Genomic DNA, 18,609 nt, shown 5'->3' on the forward strand with positions numbered 1-18,609 from the left:
TCGCGGAGACGACAGAAGGGGGCTTCTGTCGTTTCGTTCGCAAGGACGGATTGAGACTATCCCCTTCGCCGTGCATTCACCGCGATCGACATCAGCGCGCGCTGTGCGATGACGGCAGCGAGTGAGGACTGCTTGCGTACGTCAAGCGCGGCAATGGCGAGCTGATCCATCACCTGGAGCAGCCGCGCCGCACTGAAATTGCGCAAGGCGGTTTCCACCGCTGCCTTGCGCGAAAAATGCAGCCGCGGAAATCCACCCTCGGCCGCCGATGAGGCCGATGCGCCGCCTTCCATCAGAAGCGCCGCCTTGTGCAGGCTGGCGACCTGACGCTGTGCGGCCGAAATGGCGAGGCCCGGATAAGTGCCGGCAACCATGGCCTTGGCGAATTCGGTTTCGACGATGGCGGGCTGTCCGGCGAATGCGGCGTCGACGACGGGATCGAGCTTGAAGTCGGATGCATCTGACACCACGGCCATCACGGCCTCGAGCGTGATCTCGTGCGCGCCATGGGCATAAAGCACAATCTTGCGCAGCTCGTTGCGCGATGCCTGACGGTCGCCGCCAAGCAGCGACGTCAGCATGATGCGCGCATCCTGTGCGATCTTCAGACCCGAGGCGCGCAACTCGTCGTCGATCAGGCGCGCGAGATCGCGTTCGGTATCGGGATAGCAGGCAATCGCCACCGCGTTCTTCGCGCGCTCGCAGGCCTTGCGTAGCGGCGCTTCGGGCCGCAACTCGCCGGCCTCGATCACGATACGGCAGTCCCGGATATCGGAGTCCGCCAGAGTCTCGACGCCGCTGGCGAAACTGCGCGATCCGACCTTGACGCGGATTGCGCGTCGGCCGCCGAACAGCGGCACCGTCATGGCTTCGTCGACAAGACGCGACGGCTCGGTCGCAAGCTCGTCGCCGTCGAGACGCACCAGCGAAAACGGATCGTTGACGTCATCGACAGCCGACGCCGTCAAGGCGTCCGCGCGTTCGCGTACGAGACCGGCGTCGGGGCCGTAGAGCAGGATGATCGGACGGCCCGGATCAGGCCGGGCGAGAAAGCTGTCGACGTCTTTTCCGCGCAACGCGACCATGTGCGTTCGATCCAACCCTCGTTTCGGCAAGAACGATGTTTCTTCAAACTCTCCCTGTGGGAGAGGTCGGCGTGGCGCGCCGGGCGAGGTTTCGATACCGCGATAGTTTGTAACCCCTCACCCAGCCCCTTCCCAATGGGAGAGAAAATGCGCTTGGGATGCCGCAATACGGAAACGCCATCGCTTCGCAGAATAAAGGTGAATGGCGTTCTCACGTTCCCGAATAAAAATACGCCGCCAGACGCGTGTTGATGTTGTCGGCGATCTGCTGCGCCGCGCGATCCTCGGCGTCGCGATAGGCGCGCGCGCGCGCGAAACGCTGGAGCTGGCCGGGAATGTCGTAGGAGGTGCGGGCGAAGGTGTTCGCATCGAGAACGGTCTTGCCGGTTGCGACCTCGATCAACTGATAACTGGCATCGATGCCGTAGCTCTCGTTGGAGGGCAGGGCGGTGTTGGCACCGAGCATCAGCGACGAGCGGGTGGTTGAGAAGCGGATCTTGAGCTGGTGCGTCGGAGGTGCGCCGGTGGCGCCGCCGTAAAGCTTGAACGCGAGCGCGTTGCGAATTTCGACGCCGATGCGGGCATCGGGAGAGGCGTTGGGTTTGTTGATCGGCAGCAGCTCCACGCCCATCAGCTTGTCGCGCAGGGCGGGGCTGCCGTCGGTATGTTCGGCATACATCGGATGGAAGCAGCCGGCCGTCAGCGCCGCCAGCACGGCGATGATGCCCAGCCGTGCCGCGATGCGCAGACCAGGCCATGATCGAACCGGTCGACCCGGCAACCTACCCCACCACATTCACAATCCTCTGCGGGACGATGATGATCTTGCGGGCCGGTTTGCCGCCCAGCGCCTGTCTTACCGCATCGAGCGCCAGAACGGCAGTCTCAATTTCCGGATTCGGCGCGCCGCTCGCCACTGTGACCTCGCCCCGCTTTTTGCCGTTGACCTGCACCGGCAGAGTCACGGTGTCTTCAACCAGCAAATCGCGCTCGATTTGTGGCCAGCGGGCTTGCGAAATCAGACCGGCCTGCCCCAGCGCCTGCCAGCATTCCTCGGCCAGATGCGGCATCATCGGGCTGAACAACTGGACCAGGATGGTCGCGGCCTCGCGCAGGCTCCAGGCCAGATCCGGCGCAAGACCGGATTTCCCGGCGTGGGAGCGGGCAAGGGCGTCGGCCAGTTCGTTGGCGAACTCGCGGATGTTGGCGAGGCAGACGTTGAAATGCAGCCGCTCGATCCCGGTCGACACCTTGTCGAGCGCGCCGTGGGTCGCCTTGCGCAGCGCCAGCGCGTCGGCTCCGAAACTTGCCGGCCTGTCCTGCGGCGCGGACTTGCCGGCCTCCGCCGATTCGTTGACCAGCCGCCATAGCCGCTGCATGAAGCGCGCCGCGCCCTGCACGCCTTCCTCGCTCCAGATCACGTCGCGGTCCGGCGGCGAGTCCGACAGCATGAACCAGCGTGCGGTGTCGGCGCCATAGGTGCCGATGATGTCGTCGGGGTCGACGGTGTTGCGTTTCGACTTCGACATCTTCTCGACCGCGCCGATCTCGACCGCTTCTCCGGTGGAGATCAGCGCGGCGCGACGGGTCTCGCCGTTGGCCTCGATCCGGACCTCGTCAGGCGAGGCCCAGCCGCCGTCGGCCTTGCGGTAGGTCTCGTGCACCACCATGCCTTGGGTGAACATGCCCTTGAATGGCTCGTCCATGTCGACATGGCCGGTGGCTCTCATCGCGCGGGTGAAGAAGCGCGAATAGAGCAGATGCAGGATCGCGTGCTCGACACCGCCGATATACTGGTCCACCGGCATCATGCGGTTGGCGACGGCGGGCGTGGTCGGCGCCTGCTCGTTCCACGGATCGGTGAAGCGCGCGAAATACCAGGACGAGTCCACGAAGGTGTCCATGGTGTCGGTTTCGCGCGTGGCCTTGGCTCCGCACTTCGGGCAGACGACATGCTTCCATGTCGGATGGTGGTCGAGCGCGTTGCCGGGCTTGTCGAAGGTGACGTCCTCCGGCAGCGTGACCGGCAGGTCCGTCCCCGGCACCGGCACCACGTCGCACCTGGGGCAATGGATCACCGGGATCGGGCAGCCCCAGTAGCGCTGGCGCGAGATACCCCAGTCGCGCAGGCGGAAATTCACCTTGCGCTCGGCGACGGGCATGTTGCCACGCATCTCGCCTTCCAGCCGCTTCGCGACTTCTTCCTTCGCCGCATCGGTGGTCATGCCGTCGAGGAAGCGGGAGTTGATCATCCGCCCGTCGCCGTCGTAAGCCGTGTCGGTGATGACGAAGCTCTTGGGATCCTGTCCCTCGGGGCAGACCACCGGCGTGTTGCCGAGCCCGTATTTGTTGACGAAGTCGAGGTCGCGCTGGTCGTGCGCCGGACAGCCGAAGATCGCGCCGGTGCCGTATTCCATCAGGATGAAGTTGGCGACATAGACCGGCAGCGCCCACGCCGCATCGAACGGATGGATCGCGCGGATGCCGGTGTCGAAGCCCAGCTTCTCCGCGGTGTCGATCTCGGCCTGCGCGGTGCCGCGCCTCTTGCATTCGGCGATGAAATCCGCGAGCGCGGGATTGTCTTTCGCCGCCGCCTGCGCCAGCGGATGATCCGGCGCGATTGCCATGAACTTCGCGCCGAACAGGGTGTCGGGGCGCGTGGTGAAAATCTTCAGTTCGCTCTCACCGCTTGGGGTCGTTGCCGGATCAAGCGCGAAGCGAACCAGGAGGCCCTCGGAGCGGCCGATCCAGTTGCGCTGCATCAGCCGCACCTTGTCGGGCCAGCGGTCGAGCGTGTCGAGGGCGTCGAGCAATTCTTGCGAGTATTTCGTGATCTTGAAGACCCACTGGTTCATCTCGCGCTGCTCGACCACGGCGCCGGAGCGCCAGCCGCGGCCGTCGATCACCTGCTCGTTGGCGAGCACGGTCATGTCGACGGGATCCCAGTTGATCTTGCGCTTCTCGCGCTCGGCGAGACCGGCGCGCAGGAAGTCCAGGAACATCTTCTGCTGGTGCTTGTAATAGGACGGATCGCAGGTCGCGAATTCCCGCGCCCAGTCGAGCGACAGCCCGATGGATCTGAGCTGCTTTTTCATCGCGGCAATGTTGTCGTAGGTCCACGCCTTGGGCGCGACCTTGCGCTCGATCGCGGCGTTCTCGGCTGGCAGACCGAAGGCGTCCCAGCCCATCGGATGCAGCACGTTGTAGCCCTTTGCGCGCATGTAGCGCGCGATCACGTCGCCAAGGGTGTAGTTGCGGACATGGCCGATGTGGATGCGCCCGGACGGATAGGGGAACATCTCCAGCACGTAGTATTTTTCGCGCGGATCGTCGTTTTTGGTCGCGAAGATCGCCTGCCTGTCCCACTCGGCTTGCCAGCGTGGTTCGGCGTCACGGGCGTTGTAACGTTCTGAGGTCATGGAAATGCGGTGTTTTTCGTGATTTGCAGGCCTCGACTAGGCCATGAAAGCGGACCGGGGGTCAACGGGTCGGGGGGCGGGACGGCACGGTTTGCAAGCGGTGTGGTTTTGCGGTGTAAGCGGGACGCCCACCGCGCTTTGGGAGCGAGTCAATGGCCAATCTCTCCGTTTATCCCATCACCCGCCGCTGGCCGGCCAGAGATCCGCGCCGGCTTCAGCTCTATTCCGTGCCGACGCCCAACGGTGTGAAGGTATCGATCATGCTCGAGGAAACCGGGCTGCCCTATGAGCCGCATCTGGTCGATTTCGACAAGGAAGAACAGAAGAGCGCTGAATTCCTCTGGCTCAATCCCAACGGCAAGATTCCGGCGATCCTCGATCCCGACGGTCCCGGCGGCAAGCCGCTCGCTTTGTTCGAGTCGGGCGCGATCCTGCAATATCTCGCCGAGAAGACTGGCCAGTTCCTCACGACCGACCCGGCGCGGCGCTGGCAGGCGATTCAGTGGCTGCACTTCCAGATGGGCGGCGTCGGGCCGATGTTCGGGCAGGTCGGGTTTTTCCATAAGTTCGCCGGCAAGGATTTCGAGGACAAGCGGCCGCGCGATCGCTATGTGGCGGAATCGAAGCGGTTGCTCGGGGTGATGGACGCGCACCTGTCGACCCATCGCTGGTTTGCCGGCGATGAGTACACCATCGCGGACATCTCGATGCTCGGCTGGGTACGCAACCTGATCGGATTTTACGGCGCGCGCGAGCTCGTCGAGTTCGATCGCTTCCGCCATGTCGCGGCCTGGCTGGAGCGGGGGCTGGCGCGGCCTGCGGTGCAGCGTGGTCTCGCGATCCCGGCGCGAAGCTAGAGCTTTTCCGCTTCTGATCAGAAGCAAGCTCAAGGATTTTTGATTTAACGCGGTTTCTTCGCGCGAACCGGTATCCTTCCCTCGAAAACGCTCCAGACGGGACGCCAAATGATCACTGACGACGCGGGGCCGGCACCGGCAATGGATCCATCACCAGGCGGTCTCGCTGCCGTGGAAGCCGAGATCGTGCGCGCCTGCCGGGAGGCGCGGCGCGAACGGTCCTCGGTGACGCTGGTGGCGGTGTCGAAGACTTTCGATGCGGATGCGATCGCGCCGGTGATCGCCGCCGGCCAGCGGATTTTCGGGGAGAATCGCGTGCAGGAGGCCGAGCGGAAGTGGCCTGCCCTGATGGTGGCGCATCCCGGCATCGCGCTGCATCTGATCGGTCCGCTGCAATCCAACAAGGCGAAGGAGGCCGTGGCCCTGTTCGACGCCATCCATTCGGTCGACCGCCCGAGCCTTTGCGAAGCGCTGGCCAAAGAGATCGGGAAGCAGGACCGGCGGCCCGATCTTTTCGTTCAGATCAACACCGGCGAGGAACCACAGAAGGCCGGCGTCGCGCCGTCGGATGCCGACGCTTTCATCGCGCGGTGCCGCGACGCGTATGGGCTGACGATCTCGGGGCTGATGTGCATTCCGCCGGTGGACGATGCGCCGGCGCCGCATTTCGCGCTCACCTCCAAGATCGCCAGACGCAACGGGCTCACCCAATTGTCCATGGGCATGAGCGCGGACTTCGGTGTCGCGATCGCACTCGGCGCGACCCATGTGCGGGTTGGCTCGGCGATTTTCGGCACGAGGTAGTTTCCCCTTTTTCCCTTGCGGAAGAACGAAGCAACCTCACTGCTCTTCAATCTCACCCGATCACAATTTTCGTGCGTGGACCGATCCGCTGCAACAGCCGCAGCATCGCGGGCCGCGTCATCGCCACGCATCCGGCTGTCGGGCCGAAGTTGTCGCGGGCCAGATGCAGGAACACGGCGCTGCCGCGCCCCGCGATCCGGGGGTGTGTGTTGTGGTCGATCTCGACAATGAAGTCGTAGAGATGATCCTCGCGTGTCAGCCGGTCGCCGCTCGCGCCGGTCGTCAGCGTGATCGGCCGGTTGTAGCGGCGGTCGGCCGGATCTTCACACCAGGCATCAGTCGGCTTAATCGCGCGAACCGGCAGAAATGTCCGCGGCCGCGGATGCCGGTCGGATCGCCACCACAAACGTATCGGGTGAAAAATTCCTTTCGGGGTTCCGCCGTCGCCCTCGCGTTTGTCGGCGCGGATGCCGCCGCGGCCGATCGCCACAGGTGTGGTCAGACCCGCGCCGATCAGCCAGCCCCGCTGCGACCGGCCGGCGGCCAGTCGGACACGAATCGCGGCGAGTGGCCGATCACGGGAATGTGCGGTGCAAGGCATTGATAACCCAGAATTTTGGATGGAATGAGGGGTCTCGCCTGTGCTGCGGTTCGAAAATTGGAACCTGCGGATTTTACAGGAACAATGACCCTAATTCCCGCCGGTTTTGGAGTAGACTTCGTCGGACAAATGAGTGGCTGCAGCTTTCATACGTCCGGACGCACCACTTACACGACCCAATCAGGCGGCACACCTGGTCAAGGTGGTTCGTTGTTGCCGCCGCCTTTGTTCCCGCCGCCAGGAGGATCGCACCGATGGCCAACGCCCGTAAAATCCTGATCGTGGACGACGACACCGATCTGCGCGATACGCTGGTCGAGCAACTGTCCCTGCATGAGGAATTCGAGGCCTCCGCCGTTGATACCGGCGCGAAAGGCGCCAGCGCCGCGAAGGCCCACTCGCCCGATCTCGTGCTGATGGATGTCGGCCTGCCCGATACCGATGGCCGCGAGGTGGTGCGCAGCTTGCGCAAAGGCGGCTTCAAGGCGCCGATCATCATGCTCACCGGACACGACACCGATTCGGACACGATTCTGGGCCTTGAATCCGGCGCCAACGACTATATCGCCAAACCGTTCCGCTTCGCGGTGCTGCTGGCGCGGATCCGCGCGCAGTTACGCCAGCATGAGGCCAGCGAGGACGCGGTGTTTTCGGTCGGACCTTACAGTTTCCGGCCCGGCTCCAAGATGCTCACGACCGCCACCGCCAAGAAGGTGCGGCTGACCGAAAAAGAGACCGCGATCCTGCGTTTCCTGTACCGGGCCGGGCAGATGCCGGTGTCGCGCGAGACGCTCCTGCAGGAGGTCTGGGGCTACAATTCCGGTGTCACCACCCACACGCTGGAAACCCACATTTACCGTCTGCGCCAGAAGATCGAGAAGGACGCCGCCAATCCGGAGATTCTGGTCACGGAAGCCGGCGGCTACAAGCTGGTGCCGTGATCCGGTTCAGCCGGGCTCGAATCAAACTTTGGCCCTATCTTTTTGAAACAGCATGATCTTATCCGAAATCCGGGTTCCACTTTTCGGGATCATGCTCTAGGCTGACTATTCGTATCAGCTCTCTTCAAAACAGTTTTTGGGCGGTCCCGGGCCTGGATCGCCGACCGGTCCTCCATGTCGATCGACGATGACGTTGTCCTGCTCGAGCGCGTCCCGACCCTGCGCCTGCTGGGAGGCGAGGCACTGCGCGTGCTCGCCATCGGCGCCGAACAGCAGCAGTTCGCGCGCGGCTCGATCCTGTTTCGCGCCGGCGACGAAGCAGACGCGGGCTACGTCGTTCAGGAAGGCGGATTTCGCATCCATCTCATGGACGGCAGCGATCATGAAGTCATCGCCGAGCGTGGTGCGCTGATCGGCGAACTGGCCCTGATCGTTCCGATGGCGCGCCCGGCGACGGCGGTGGCGCTGGAATATTCGATGGTGATCCGCATTCCGCGCACTCTCTTTCTGCGCGTGCTCGACAGCGATCCCGCCGCCGCCCGCCGCCTTCGCGATGAACTCTCCAACCGCACGCGGCAGACCACCAGCGACATCCTCGTGGCGAGCGCCAGGCTGAATAGCTAGAGCAGGACGGGCATCATACTTTGACGGAAGCGCTTCAAGGCGTCATGGCCGGGCTTGACCCGGCAATCCATTCACTTCCCGCAAGATGGATGCCCCGATCAGGCCGGACGTGAAGAACAGGATTCCATCAACAGAAAGTCCGCATTCCTCTTATTCCGGATTCACACCTCGATGACCGCCGTCACCGGCACATGATCGGATGGTCGCTTCCAGCCGCGGGCGTCGCGGGTGATGCGGAAGTCGCGGACGCGATCCCGCAGCGCCTCGGAGACCCAGATGTGATCGAGCCTGCGGCCGCGGTCCGCCGCGACCCAGTCGGCGGCGCGATAGCTCCACCACGTATAGACCTTCTCCGACATTGGAATCCGCGCGCGAGCGACGTCGACCCAGTTGCCGTGGCTTTGCACGCCGAGCAGCTTCTCGCATTCGATCGGCGTATGCGAAACGATCTTCAGAAGCTGCTTGTGCGACCAGACGTCGTTCTCGTGCGGCGCGACGTTGAGGTCGCCGACCAAAACATGCCGGTCGCTGCCGCGCGGATGCAGCGGCGCGCAGGCCTTCATCTCGTCGAGGAATTGCAGCTTGTGGGCGAACTTCGGATTGAGCGCGGGATCGGGAATATCGCCGCCCGCCGGCACATAGAAATTATGCAGCACCAGCGGCGCGGTGAAACCTGCCTCGTGGCCGAATGTCACGGTGACATGGCGCGAGTCGATCTTGTCGCAGAAGGTGCGGACATGAGTGGCGTCGAACGGAAGCTTCGAGACGACGGCGACACCGTGGTAGCCCTTCTGTCCGTTGAGCGCGATGTGCTCGTAGCCGAGCCGGCGGAAGCGTTTCAGCGGAAAAGCGTCGTCGGGACACTTGGTTTCCTGCAGGCACAGCACGTCCGGCCGCTGCGCTTTCAGAAACTTCGCAACCAGATCGATGCGCAGCCGGACCGAATTGATATTCCAGGTGGTGAGGGAGAGTTGCATGATTTCTGTTGAAGCCGCCGACAAGCCCGGTGTCGTGTCGTCATACGCGGGCCTGGCCGGCGTATCCATCGATGTGCGCGTGGCGGCGCCTCAATTGTTCGACGTCGGATACCTGGTGTAGTCGATCTTGAACAGAGCGGGGTCGAGCTTCGCCGTGGAGTTCAGGTTGTAGATCGCCACCGTGGTGTCGTAGCCCTGCGGATCGGTCACGGTCCACTGCTTGAGCTTGCCGTCCTTGACGCCGACCATCAGCATCAGGCGGGAGGTGCCGATCAGCGCCTGTTTCTCCTCGATGGTGATGCTGATGTAGAGATCGTCCGAGGTCACGCCGACGACGTTGGTGTCCTTCATCAGGTCGATGCGGTCAGACAGCAGATAGCGTAGCGGTGTCTGCGACAGCGGATAGATGTCCTGGGTCGCGAGCTTGGTGTCGCGAACGACGAGCGACGAGCCGTCGGAAATCATCGCGATCGGCGACGGCGGATCGTATTCGAACCGCACCTTGCCCGGCTTCTGAATGTAGAATTCGCCGGTCGAGCGGCTGCCGTCGGGGCCGACCTGCACGAAGTTTCCGGCCAGTGTCCGCAGTGACGACAGATAGGCGCTGACCCGAGCCGCCGCCGCCTTTTGATCCGCGCTGAAGGTTGCGAAAAAATTTGCCGGCACGTTGCGCCGCCGATCCGGAATGATCGGCTCGGGCGGTTGCGTGGTGCCGGTGACCTCCGGTTCGACGGTCTCGTGAAGTTTCGCCGTGGGCGCGCCGTCGCGGTCCTTAGGCGCCGGTCGCGGCATCGGAACGGCTTGCGCAAAGGCTTGCGGAATGAAAGGACCGGCGGTCAGCACCACAGCGAGCCAGACCGCGCCGGCGCATGCGCGACCGCGGATCGGACGACGGGCCGCGGATGAATGTGTCACCTGTCTGCTCAATATCTCGTCCTGTCCGCCCCGAGGTGTGCTTTCTAACGCATGATCCGCCGAAGTGTGAGCGGTTTGGTGAAAAGATCGTACGCATTCTCAACATTTTGGAGTGAGATCGTACGCAAAACCGAAAATCCGCTTTTGCTGATCGTGCTCCATAGCGTTTTCGAGCGAAGCGGGTACCTGTTCGCGTGAAGAAAACGCGTCAAATCAAAATCATAGAATCTCACCTCTGATTCCGTCAGAAGCAGAAGGCTCTAGGCGCTTTGCGGCGCCGCGGGAATCCTTTTTTCGGGACGAGTTCCGGGCGGATGTCGCTGCCCGGTGCGTTGGTTCAGAGGTTCGTCTATTGGCATCGAAGGTTGCTGCAGGGACAGGCGGGCCGCGGAATCGGCCACTAGCGCGGCGCTGTGGCGATTTCGCGACTCCGAGACGGCATCGTCCAACGTTCCGGTCATGCGTCAGAAGTGGCTTTCTTCTTCCTCGATCAGGATTTCGCGTTTTCCGGCGTGATTGGCCTGCCCGACGATGCCTTCGAGCTCCATGCGCTCCATCAGCGAGGCCGCGCGGTTGTAGCCGATCTGGAGACGGCGCTGGATGTAGCTGGTCGAGGCCTTGCGGTCGCGCTTCACGATCGCCACCGCCTGCGCGAACAGATCGCCGCCGCCGTCGCCGCCCATGCCGGTTGAATCGAACAACGCGCCGTCCTCGTCGGTCGGCTCCTCTGCGGTGACCGCCTCGAGATATTCCGGTTGTCCTTGCGTCTTGAGGTGGCGAACCACCTTTTCGACTTCCTCGTCTGAGACGAACGGTCCGTGGACGCGCGAGATGCGGCCGCCGCCGGCCATGTAGAGCATGTCGCCCTGGCCGAGCAGTTGCTCCGCGCCCATCTCGCCGAGGATGGTGCGGCTGTCGATTTTTGACGTGACCTGGAAGGAGATGCGGGTCGGGAAGTTGGCCTTGATGGTGCCGGTGATGACGTCGACCGAGGGACGCTGCGTCGCGAGAATGACATGCAGCCCGGCGGCGCGCGCCATCTGCGCCAGCCGCTGCACCGCGCCTTCGATGTCCTTGCCGGCGACCATCATCAAGTCGGCCATTTCGTCCACGATGATGACGATGAACGGAAGCGGCTCGAGGTCGAGCTTCTCGTCCTCGTAGATCGCCTTGCCTGTTTCCTTGTCGAAGCCGGTGTGCACCGTGCGCGTCAGTTCCTCGCCATTCTTCTTCGCTTCGACGAGCCGCGCATTGTAGCCGTCGATATTGCGCACGCCGAGCTTGGCCATCTTCTTGTAGCGCTCTTCCATCTCGCGCACGGCCCACTTCAGCGCGACCACGGCTTTCTTCGGATCGGTCACGACCGGCGTCAGCAGATGCGGGATGCCGTCATAGACGGAGAGTTCGAGCATCTTCGGATCGACCATGATGAGGCGGCACTGGTCCGGCCGCAGCCGGTACAGCAGGCTGAGAATCATGGTGTTGATCGCCACCGACTTGCCCGAGCCGGTGGTGCCGGCGATCAGCATGTGCGGCGTGCGCGCCAGATCGATGATGACGGGATCGCCGCCGATGGTCTTGCCGAGGCAGAGCGGCAGCTTGGCGACGGAGTCGACGGCTTCCCTGGCGGTGAGCAGTTCGCGCAAGTACACTTTTTCGCGATGCGCGTTCGGCAGTTCGATGCCGATGGCGTTGCGGCCCGCGACCACCGCGACACGCGCCGACAGCGCGCTCATGGAACGCGCGATATCGTCGGCGAGGCCGATGACGCGCGCCGACTTGATGCCGGGCGCGGGCTCCAGTTCGTACAGCGTCACCACCGGTCCGGGATTGGCTTTGACGATTTCGCCGCGCACGCCGAAATCCTGCAGCACGCCTTCCAGCGCCCGCGAATTGGCTTCCAGTTCGGACTTGCTGAGCGGCTGGCGATCGGCGGCGCGCGGTGCGGTCAGGACGTTGACCGAGGGCAGGTCGAACTTGACGGATTTCCTGGCGGGCGCGCGGGAAGCGGCTTTCCGTCGCGGCGCGCGGACCGGAGCATCCTCCTCCTCGTCTTCGTCCTCTTCCTCTTCTTCCTCATCCTCGTCGTGCGCCGGCGCCAGCGACGGAGCGGAGCCACCGCCGAGGGTCGGCTCCTGACGCTCGTACGCCAGCGCCGCCGACTTCTGCGGCGCGCTCGACACCAGCGACTTGTAGGCCAGCGCGACAAGCGCCCCGAGCCTGAGACGCTTCAGGCGCGCCTTCGCGCTCATCAGCGCATGCACCAGCCAGCCCAGCGAGACCGAGGCGTGATCGCCGCCGTCGTCGAACGGCGCGTCGTCGTCGATCGCGAGCGTTTCTTCGGCCACTTGCGATCTGATTCCGCTCGCCCACAGAAATGTCGCGACCATGAGGGAGGCGAAAATCGCGCCGAAAACGACGTGCTGCAGCACGCTCGCCGGGCCGAACAGGATCGCGGGCGCCCGCACCAGCGCATCGCCGACCACGCCGCCGAGTCCGGTCGGCAGCGGCCACGCGCCGTTATGCGGCCAGCAACTGGCGAAACCGGCGGCAGCACTGGTGCAGAGAATCCAGCAGGCCAGCCGCGTGGCCTCGCGATCGAACGGGCGATGGGTCAGCATGCGCCAGCCCCAGATCGCCACCGGCAGGATCAGCATGATCGCGCCGAGGCCGAGGATCTGCATCAGCAGATCGGCGCCGATCGCGCCGGGATAACCGAGAACGTTGTGGATCGCGCGCGAGGTGGCGTGGCTGAGGCTCGGATCCTGCACCGACCACGTCATCAGCGCGGCAGCAGTAGAACCCGACAATCCGATCAGGCCGAGCCCGGTCAGTTCGCGCAAGCGCCGCGCGAGCGCGTCGCGGATCGACGGCGGTAGATGATCCACGATGGGAAGGAGGCGTTCGATCGCTGCCATGCTCATGGGCCCCCGCGACTATCCGAGAGTTTTCACCAGCCGGTGCAACGCCTCGGCCGTCGTTTCAGTGTCCGCCACCAGCGCCAGGCGGATATAGCCTGCGCCGGGATTCAAACCGTCGGCTTGCGGGCGCGACAGATAGCTGCCGGGAATCACGCGCACGCCGGCCTCCCTGTAGAGCTTCACCGTTGCGGCCTCGTCGCCGCCACAAGCGGAGACATCCAGCCAGACGCAGAAGCCGCCGGCGGGTCTGACATAGCCGTAACGGTTGCCGATGATCTCGTCGGCGAGATCGAACTTGAGCCGGTAGAGCCGGCGGTTCTCCTCGACATGCGCCTCGTCGCCGTATGCCGCCACGCCAACGTGCTGCAGCGGCACCGGCACCTGGGGAGCCGCGACGTTGCGCAGTTCGTGAAACGCGGCGAGGAAATTGCGATCGCCGGCGACGAAGCCGACGCGCAGCCCCGGCAGGTTCGAGCGTTTCGACAGCGACTGAAACGCGACGACGTTGGCGAAATCATCGCCCGCGCATTCCAGCGCGCTGCCGGGCGCGTCTCGTGTGTAGATTTCCGAATAACATTCGTCGGACAACACGAGGAAGCCGTGACGGCGCGCCAGCGCGATCAGGCGCGTGAAGTAATCGCGCGAGGCCACCGCGCCTTGCGGGTTGGCGGGCGAGGCGAGATAGATCGCGACGGTGCGCGCCAGCGTGGCCTCGTCGAGCGAATCGAGGTCGGGCAAAAATCCGCCTGCGCGCGTCGCCGGCACCAGGATCGTCTCGCAATTGGCGGCGCGGGCGCCGGCGCCGTAAGCCGGGTAGAACGGGTTCGGCATCAGGATCACCGGCGCGCCCTTGCGGGGCGTCACGTAACGGGCGGCGGCGATCGCGGCGTAAAACAGCCCCTCCCGGCTGCCGTTCAGCACCAGAATCTCGGTCTCGGGATCGAGCGCGCGGGGCAGGGCGAAGCGCCTCGACATCCAGTTTGCGGCAGCCTGGCGGAACGGCTCGATCCCCCGCGCCATCGGGTATCGCCTGAACTCATTGATGTGCCGGGACAATATTTCGCCGACGAAAGCGGGCGGCGGGTGTTGCGGCTCGCCCAGCGACAGCGAGATCAGGGGCTGTCCCGGCTGGTGGGGCGCAAGCAACTCCGCCGTGCGGGCAAATGGCGACCGCTCGCCCGGCGTCGTGGACGCGGCCGGACTCGCGGCGGACCCGGCCGGGCTGGCGGCGCCTTGCGCCGCGCGCGATGAAGCGGTGGTTGCCATCGGTTAAGCGTCAACACTTTCAAGACGTTCGGCCACACGTGGGGGCCGGAACGAAAGCCAGTTGAGTACCATAGGTGCGGCGAGGTTAAGACGCGATTAACCATCGGCGGGAGAGGGGATTTTCGTACTCAGGTGTCTCCTTGGGGATTGTGAGCGTCGCAAACTCCGATTCTTTCGAGGAACTTGCGACTCGCATAGGTTGTGATTTCTTCCAATTACCAGGAGAGTCCAGTGTTCGGTTTTACCAAATGCGGAAAGTGTGAAGGCGCTGCGTTCAAATTGCAGGAAGTGAACGTGAACGGTGCCGCATACAGGATGTACGCAATCCAATGCACGAGTTGCCAGACGCCAATTGGCGTTACTGAATATTTCGACAACGGTTCTCTTCTGAAGAAGCAAGAGAAGGCGATTGCTGATTTGGGCCAGAAGATTAGTCACATTGAAAATGCGGTGAATCAAATCGCTTACGCCCTGCAATCGTTGCGGCGATAGCGGCTCGGTATTAATCGTTAACGCACATCCAACGGTTGCTCTAACTGTAGTCGTAACGCGGCCGTCAATAATAGCGCGGTCTTCGATTTTTTGCAGGAGCGCGCCGGCTTCCTTGAAGGTGTCTAGCCTGCATGCCGGTATCTTTCGTTGTGTACATTGATGAGTCTGGTGATACGGGACTCGAACAAATCAAAAAACCGGATGATCCAAAAGGGGCGACCGAATGGCTCGTTCTGTCCGCCTTTTTAGTAAGGATTCAAAACGATTCCGAGATGGTCACATGGACTCGGGACGTTCAGGAACAGTTTATCAGTAGGCGGGCTGACTTGCATTTCAACAAGCTGCTGCCTTTCAAAAAAACACACGTTTGTGCAGCTTTGGCGACGAAGCTTGCGAGGTGTTTCGTCGCGATGTCCAACAAAAAGAACATCGAGAAATACAAAAACCCGCGCCTAGACGATGACAATAAAGCCTGGATTTATTGGTTTCTGACTCGCTTGCTATTGGAACGCGTCACGGCATTTTGCGCCCAACATGTCCCAGAAGCGCGGAAAGACCAAGACAAGCTTCGCATTATATTTTCTCGACGTGGTGACCTCACCTACAAGGATTTTACCGATTACCTTCGGAGGATGTACTACGAGAGGGGCGCTCAGGTTTTAGGCTACAAGGAGCTTGATTGGTCTGTCATCGATTTCGATGAAATTTATGCACACGATCATGGTGACAGAGCAGGCCTTCAACTGGCCGATGTAATCGCGAGTTCTTTTTTCCAAGCCGTTGAACTCAACCGAGGTGCTCAAGTCGAGTGCGATCCGTCGTATGCAAAGCTTCTAAAGCCACTCATGCATCATAATGGGAGACGCTGGTATCTCGGGTTTGGCGTAAAACCAATGCCGCTGCTTGGAGAAATGAACCTTACCGATCCGCAGAAGGAGCTTTTCACTTTCTACGGAGCTAATGCGAATAGTTGGAGGAAAAAGTGAGCAGGCCCCCGGCTCCTAACATGATCCTTTTGAAGGGATCATTGCCTCGCGCGATTGGAGACTCGGAGTGGTCCCGACGTTGCCTGCTCAGGTTAAATATATAGCAGATTCATCGTTGTGAATCAATACGTTAGTAAACCATTGGTATGACTCGTTTATTCTAAGGCTTGATCCACGCCAAGCACAATCCGGCTGTTGTAGCGGAAATCAAACTTCGACACCGATCTCACCGCCCCTACAGCGCCTCGCCCTTCAGCAGTCGCGGCACTTCGCCGGTCAGTCCCGCCGCCTGGCGGATGAATGCGTTCTTCAAAGGCGGCATGCGGTCGACCAGCCCGAGCCCGAGGTCGCGCACGCCGCGCAACAGCGTCGATTCGTTTGAGAACAGAACGTTGAGCGTGTTGGTGGCAAGGCCCATCGCCATGGTGTCGAAGCGACGCCAGCGCTGATAGCGCTCGAGCACGTCGGCCTGTCCCGGATCGATGCCGAGCCTGACCGCATCGACCACGCTTTCCGCCAGCGCCGCGACGTCCTTCAGTCCGAGGTTCAGGCCCTGTCCCGCGATCGGATGGATCACATGCGCGGCGTCACCGACCAGCGCCAGCCGCTCGGCGATGAACGAGCGCGCGACGAAATACTGAAGCGGAAAGGCGCGCGGCTTGTCGAGGGCCTTGATCTCGCCGAGCTGCAGGCCGAAGCGCCGTTCCAGCTCGGCGTGAAATTCGTCTTCGGCAAGCGCGACGATGCGTGCGGCGTCCGCCCGTTTCTCGGTCCACACCAGCGACGAACGCCGGCCCGTCAGCGGCAGGATCGCGAACGGACCCGCGGGAAGAAAATGTTCTTCGGCGCGGCCGTGATGATCGCGCTCATGGCCGACGGTGACGACGATGCCGGATTGATCGTAGTCCCAACCGTGGGTGGCGATGCCGGCGCGCTCGCGCAGTTTTGAGCGCGCCCCGTCAGCCGCCACCAGCAGGCTGGCGTCGATGGTCGAGCCGTCGGCGAGCGAGACCGCGACGCCGCCGGGCCGCGCCTCGTTCGCCGTCACCGCCGTGGCGCGCAAATCGACGCCTGCTGCTTCCGCCCGCGATGCCAGCGCTTCGATCAGGTAACGGTTCTCGACCATGTGCGCGAACGGCTCGCCGGGCTCGACGTTGCCGGCAAAGGTCAGGAACACCGGACGAGTGGCGTCCTCGAGCTTCGAATCCGTCACCACCATGTCGAGGATCGGCTGCGCGGTGCCGGCGATCTCGTCCCACACCCCGAGCGCCTCGAACAGGCGGCGGCAGGCGGCGACGATGGCGGTGGCGCGCGGATCGCGGCTCGGCCGGTTCGCCAGCATGGGGTCGGCGACGACGATCGGGACCTCCGCTCCCAGCCCCTGGCGCAGCGCGAGCGCCAGCGCCAGCCCCGCGAACGCGCCGCCGCAGATGACAATGCTCTGTTGTGTCGTCATGGTACGCCTGACCTTCTTGCGCCGGCACTATAGCCGGGCGAAACACGTTCACCAAACGCGGAGCGCGAACGGCCGTTCCGGCTCAGCCACCTGAACGCGGACCCGCAATCCCGGTTCGAGCTTCGCCTCGTCCGGGACGACGGTCTCAATGGAAGCCATCCCGATGTCCAAAAGTCTGGTCGACCTGATCTCGATCCTCGATCTGGAGCCGCTCGAGGAAAACCTGTTCCGCGGCAACAGCCCTAAGACGAGCTGGCAGCGGGTGTTCGGCGGGCAGGTGATCGGACAGGCGATGGTCGCAGCCTGCCGCACCGTCGAAGGCCGCCTGCCGCACTCGCTGCATTGCTATTTCATCCTGCCCGGCGATCCCGCCATCCCGATCGTCTACGAGGTGGAGCGGCTGCGCGACGGCAAGAGCTATTCCACGCGGCGCGTCACCGCGATCCAGCATGGCCGCGCCATCTTCTCGACCATGGTGTCGTTCCACGTGGACGAGGAGGGCGCGTTCGACCATCAGGATCCCATGCCCGACGTGCCGCCGCCGGAAAGCCTCTCGCCTGAGGAGTTCGCCAGGCAGCCGACGTTCAAGGAGATGCCGGAGTTCATCCGCCGCTATTACGAATCCGACCCGCCGATCGAACTGAGGCCCGTTGAATTCAGCCGCTATCTCGGTGAGAAGATCGGCGACGGCCGCACCCACGTCTGGATCCGCGCAGCAGCAAAACTGCCCGACGATCCGGCGCTGCATATGTGTGCGCTCGCTTATGCGTCGGACTTCGCGCTATTGGACGCGGTGATGGCGCGCTACGGCCGTACCCTGTTCGACAAGCGCATGATGGCGGCCTCGCTCGATCACGCGATGTGGTTTCACCGTCCGTTCCGCGCCGACGAATGGCTGCTCTACGCGCAGGATTCGCCGAGCGCGCAGAGCGGACGCGGCCTCGCCCGCGGGTTGATCTTCAAGCGCGACGGCATGCTCGTCGCGTCCGTCGCGCAGGAAGGCTCGCTGCGCGAGCGGCGCTGAGGCTTCGTGGCCGACCTGCCCAAAAGAATCCGTCGGTCTTCGCGGCCGGAACGATCATTGGTCGAAAAGTGTTGGAACGCGGTTCACGCGCGAAAACCCGGCCGGCTTGCGCGACGCTCGCCATATTGGTGGCGGCGGGGACGCACGTTTTTCGTCCACTCTGCAAGTTTTTTGTGCGGTTTGCATGGAAAGGTGTCAGACTTGGCTGCGCGAATTCGTTTATCACAGTGTTGTCCATCGA

General features: G+C 63.2%; 16 protein-coding genes and 1 pseudogene. 8 read left to right on the top strand and 9 right to left on the bottom strand.

Going from position 1 to position 18,609, the window contains the following annotated elements:
- Positions 1 to 56 precede the first annotated feature (56 nt).
- From holA to leuS, 3 genes are all read right to left on the bottom strand, one after another.
- Complete coding sequence (gene holA / locus ACS3WB_RS00695) at positions 57 to 1,085, bottom strand: DNA polymerase III subunit delta (RefSeq protein ID WP_438273694.1); 1,029 nt, start codon at positions 1,083 to 1,085, stop codon at positions 57 to 59.
- 211 nt (positions 1,086 to 1,296) lie between these two features.
- Positions 1,297 to 1,881: an LPS assembly lipoprotein LptE gene (gene lptE, locus ACS3WB_RS00700; protein WP_438273695.1), complete on the bottom strand. Its 585-nt coding sequence runs from the start codon at positions 1,879 to 1,881 to the stop codon at positions 1,297 to 1,299.
- Positions 1,868 to 4,504: a leucine--tRNA ligase gene (gene leuS, locus ACS3WB_RS00705; protein WP_438273696.1), complete on the bottom strand. Its 2,637-nt coding sequence runs from the start codon at positions 4,502 to 4,504 to the stop codon at positions 1,868 to 1,870. The genes lptE and leuS overlap by 14 nt, the downstream gene beginning before the upstream one ends.
- Before the next feature lie 152 nt (positions 4,505 to 4,656).
- On the opposite strand from leuS, the gene ACS3WB_RS00710 reads away from it, so the two are divergent.
- Positions 4,657 to 5,361 (top strand): glutathione S-transferase N-terminal domain-containing protein, encoded by a 705-nt coding sequence (locus ACS3WB_RS00710; protein WP_438273697.1) that lies wholly within the window; start codon positions 4,657 to 4,659, stop codon positions 5,359 to 5,361.
- Between the two features lie 141 nt (positions 5,362 to 5,502).
- Positions 5,503 to 6,165, top strand: a complete 663-nt coding sequence (locus ACS3WB_RS00715; RefSeq protein WP_438273698.1) for a YggS family pyridoxal phosphate-dependent enzyme — start codon at positions 5,503 to 5,505, stop codon at positions 6,163 to 6,165.
- A 52-nt stretch (positions 6,166 to 6,217) separates the two neighbouring features.
- Here the strand turns inward: ACS3WB_RS00715 and ACS3WB_RS00720 are convergent, their stop codons facing one another.
- Positions 6,218 to 6,766 carry a L,D-transpeptidase family protein gene (locus ACS3WB_RS00720; RefSeq protein ID WP_438273699.1) on the bottom strand — a complete coding sequence of 183 codons (549 nt, stop codon included), beginning with the start codon at positions 6,764 to 6,766 and terminating at the stop codon, positions 6,218 to 6,220.
- Positions 6,767 to 7,020: 254 nt separating this feature from the next.
- Here ACS3WB_RS00720 and ACS3WB_RS00725 point away from each other — a divergent pair, with 254 nt between their 5' ends.
- Positions 7,021 to 7,707: a response regulator transcription factor gene (locus ACS3WB_RS00725; protein ID WP_292619498.1), complete on the top strand. Its 687-nt coding sequence runs from the start codon at positions 7,021 to 7,023 to the stop codon at positions 7,705 to 7,707.
- 174 nt (positions 7,708 to 7,881) lie between these two features.
- Positions 7,882 to 8,331: a cyclic nucleotide-binding domain-containing protein gene (locus tag ACS3WB_RS00730; RefSeq protein ID WP_438273700.1), complete on the top strand. Its 450-nt coding sequence runs from the start codon at positions 7,882 to 7,884 to the stop codon at positions 8,329 to 8,331.
- A gap of 161 nt (positions 8,332 to 8,492) precedes the next feature.
- Here the strand turns inward: ACS3WB_RS00730 and ACS3WB_RS00735 are convergent, their stop codons facing one another.
- Positions 8,493 to 9,308: an exodeoxyribonuclease III gene (locus tag ACS3WB_RS00735; protein WP_438273701.1), complete on the bottom strand. Its 816-nt coding sequence runs from the start codon at positions 9,306 to 9,308 to the stop codon at positions 8,493 to 8,495.
- On the opposite strand from ACS3WB_RS00735, the gene ACS3WB_RS00740 reads away from it, so the two are divergent.
- Positions 9,307 to 9,429 carry a hypothetical protein gene (locus ACS3WB_RS00740; protein WP_438273702.1) on the top strand — a complete coding sequence of 41 codons (123 nt, stop codon included), beginning with the start codon at positions 9,307 to 9,309 and terminating at the stop codon, positions 9,427 to 9,429. The genes ACS3WB_RS00735 and ACS3WB_RS00740 overlap by 2 nt on opposite strands.
- Here the strand turns inward: ACS3WB_RS00740 and ACS3WB_RS00745 are convergent.
- The 3 genes from ACS3WB_RS00745 to ACS3WB_RS00755 form a co-directional block, all read right to left on the bottom strand.
- Entirely contained in the window at positions 9,399 to 10,154 is a 756-nt protein-coding gene (locus ACS3WB_RS00745; RefSeq protein WP_438274015.1) for an outer membrane lipoprotein carrier protein LolA, read from the bottom strand. The genes ACS3WB_RS00740 and ACS3WB_RS00745 overlap by 31 nt on opposite strands.
- A 533-nt stretch (positions 10,155 to 10,687) precedes the next feature.
- Entirely contained in the window at positions 10,688 to 13,147 is a 2,460-nt protein-coding gene (locus tag ACS3WB_RS00750; protein ID WP_438273703.1) for a DNA translocase FtsK, read from the bottom strand.
- A gap of 12 nt (positions 13,148 to 13,159) precedes the next feature.
- Entirely contained in the window at positions 13,160 to 14,410 is a 1,251-nt protein-coding gene (locus tag ACS3WB_RS00755) for an aminotransferase class I/II-fold pyridoxal phosphate-dependent enzyme (protein ID WP_438273704.1), read from the bottom strand.
- Positions 14,411 to 14,641: 231 nt separating this feature from the next.
- On the opposite strand from ACS3WB_RS00755, the gene ACS3WB_RS00760 reads away from it, so the two are divergent.
- Together ACS3WB_RS00760 and ACS3WB_RS00765 are read left to right on the top strand one after the other, a co-directional pair.
- Positions 14,642 to 14,902, top strand: a complete 261-nt coding sequence (locus tag ACS3WB_RS00760; RefSeq protein ID WP_438273705.1) for a hypothetical protein — start codon at positions 14,642 to 14,644, stop codon at positions 14,900 to 14,902.
- Between the two features lie 131 nt (positions 14,903 to 15,033).
- Positions 15,034 to 15,888 (top strand): DUF3800 domain-containing protein, encoded by an 855-nt coding sequence (locus tag ACS3WB_RS00765; protein WP_438273706.1) that lies wholly within the window; start codon positions 15,034 to 15,036, stop codon positions 15,886 to 15,888.
- Between the two features lie 235 nt (positions 15,889 to 16,123).
- Here the strand turns inward: ACS3WB_RS00765 and ACS3WB_RS00770 are convergent.
- A pseudogene (locus tag ACS3WB_RS00770) lies at positions 16,124 to 17,347 on the bottom strand (ubiquinone biosynthesis hydroxylase); the annotation flags it as partial.
- 160 nt (positions 17,348 to 17,507) lie between these two features.
- Between ACS3WB_RS00770 and tesB the strand changes: the two are divergent.
- Complete coding sequence (gene tesB, locus ACS3WB_RS00775) at positions 17,508 to 18,368, top strand: acyl-CoA thioesterase II (protein ID WP_438273707.1); 861 nt, start codon at positions 17,508 to 17,510, stop codon at positions 18,366 to 18,368.
- Positions 18,369 to 18,609: the final 241 nt, after the last annotated feature.

The organism is Nitrobacter sp. (assembly GCF_051535215.1).
Taxonomy (GTDB): Bacteria; Pseudomonadota; Alphaproteobacteria; order Rhizobiales; family Xanthobacteraceae; genus Nitrobacter.

What these genes read in the sequence shown, in the direction of transcription:
- ACS3WB_RS00740 (WP_438273702.1), top strand. Translation starts at nt 9,307, where the DNA reads ATGATTTCTGTTGAAGCCGCCGACAAGCCCGGTGTCGTGTCGTCATAC.
- ACS3WB_RS00765 (WP_438273706.1), top strand. Translation starts at nt 15,034, where the DNA reads ATGCCGGTATCTTTCGTTGTGTACATTGATGAGTCTGGTGATACGGGA.
- ACS3WB_RS00730 (WP_438273700.1), top strand. Translation starts at nt 7,882, where the DNA reads ATGTCGATCGACGATGACGTTGTCCTGCTCGAGCGCGTCCCGACCCTG.
- ACS3WB_RS00750 (WP_438273703.1), bottom strand. Translation starts at nt 13,147, where the DNA reads ATGAGCATGGCAGCGATCGAACGCCTCCTTCCCATCGTGGATCATCTA.
- leuS (WP_438273696.1), bottom strand. Translation starts at nt 4,504, where the DNA reads ATGACCTCAGAACGTTACAACGCCCGTGACGCCGAACCACGCTGGCAA.
- ACS3WB_RS00710 (WP_438273697.1), top strand. Translation starts at nt 4,657, where the DNA reads ATGGCCAATCTCTCCGTTTATCCCATCACCCGCCGCTGGCCGGCCAGA.
- ACS3WB_RS00715 (WP_438273698.1), top strand. Translation starts at nt 5,503, where the DNA reads ATGGATCCATCACCAGGCGGTCTCGCTGCCGTGGAAGCCGAGATCGTG.
- ACS3WB_RS00735 (WP_438273701.1), bottom strand. Translation starts at nt 9,308, where the DNA reads ATGCAACTCTCCCTCACCACCTGGAATATCAATTCGGTCCGGCTGCGC.
- lptE (WP_438273695.1), bottom strand. Translation starts at nt 1,881, where the DNA reads ATGTGGTGGGGTAGGTTGCCGGGTCGACCGGTTCGATCATGGCCTGGT.
- tesB (WP_438273707.1), top strand. Translation starts at nt 17,508, where the DNA reads ATGTCCAAAAGTCTGGTCGACCTGATCTCGATCCTCGATCTGGAGCCG.
- holA (WP_438273694.1), bottom strand. Translation starts at nt 1,085, where the DNA reads ATGGTCGCGTTGCGCGGAAAAGACGTCGACAGCTTTCTCGCCCGGCCT.
- ACS3WB_RS00725 (WP_292619498.1), top strand. Translation starts at nt 7,021, where the DNA reads ATGGCCAACGCCCGTAAAATCCTGATCGTGGACGACGACACCGATCTG.
- ACS3WB_RS00720 (WP_438273699.1), bottom strand. Translation starts at nt 6,766, where the DNA reads ATGCCTTGCACCGCACATTCCCGTGATCGGCCACTCGCCGCGATTCGT.
- ACS3WB_RS00755 (WP_438273704.1), bottom strand. Translation starts at nt 14,410, where the DNA reads ATGGCAACCACCGCTTCATCGCGCGCGGCGCAAGGCGCCGCCAGCCCG.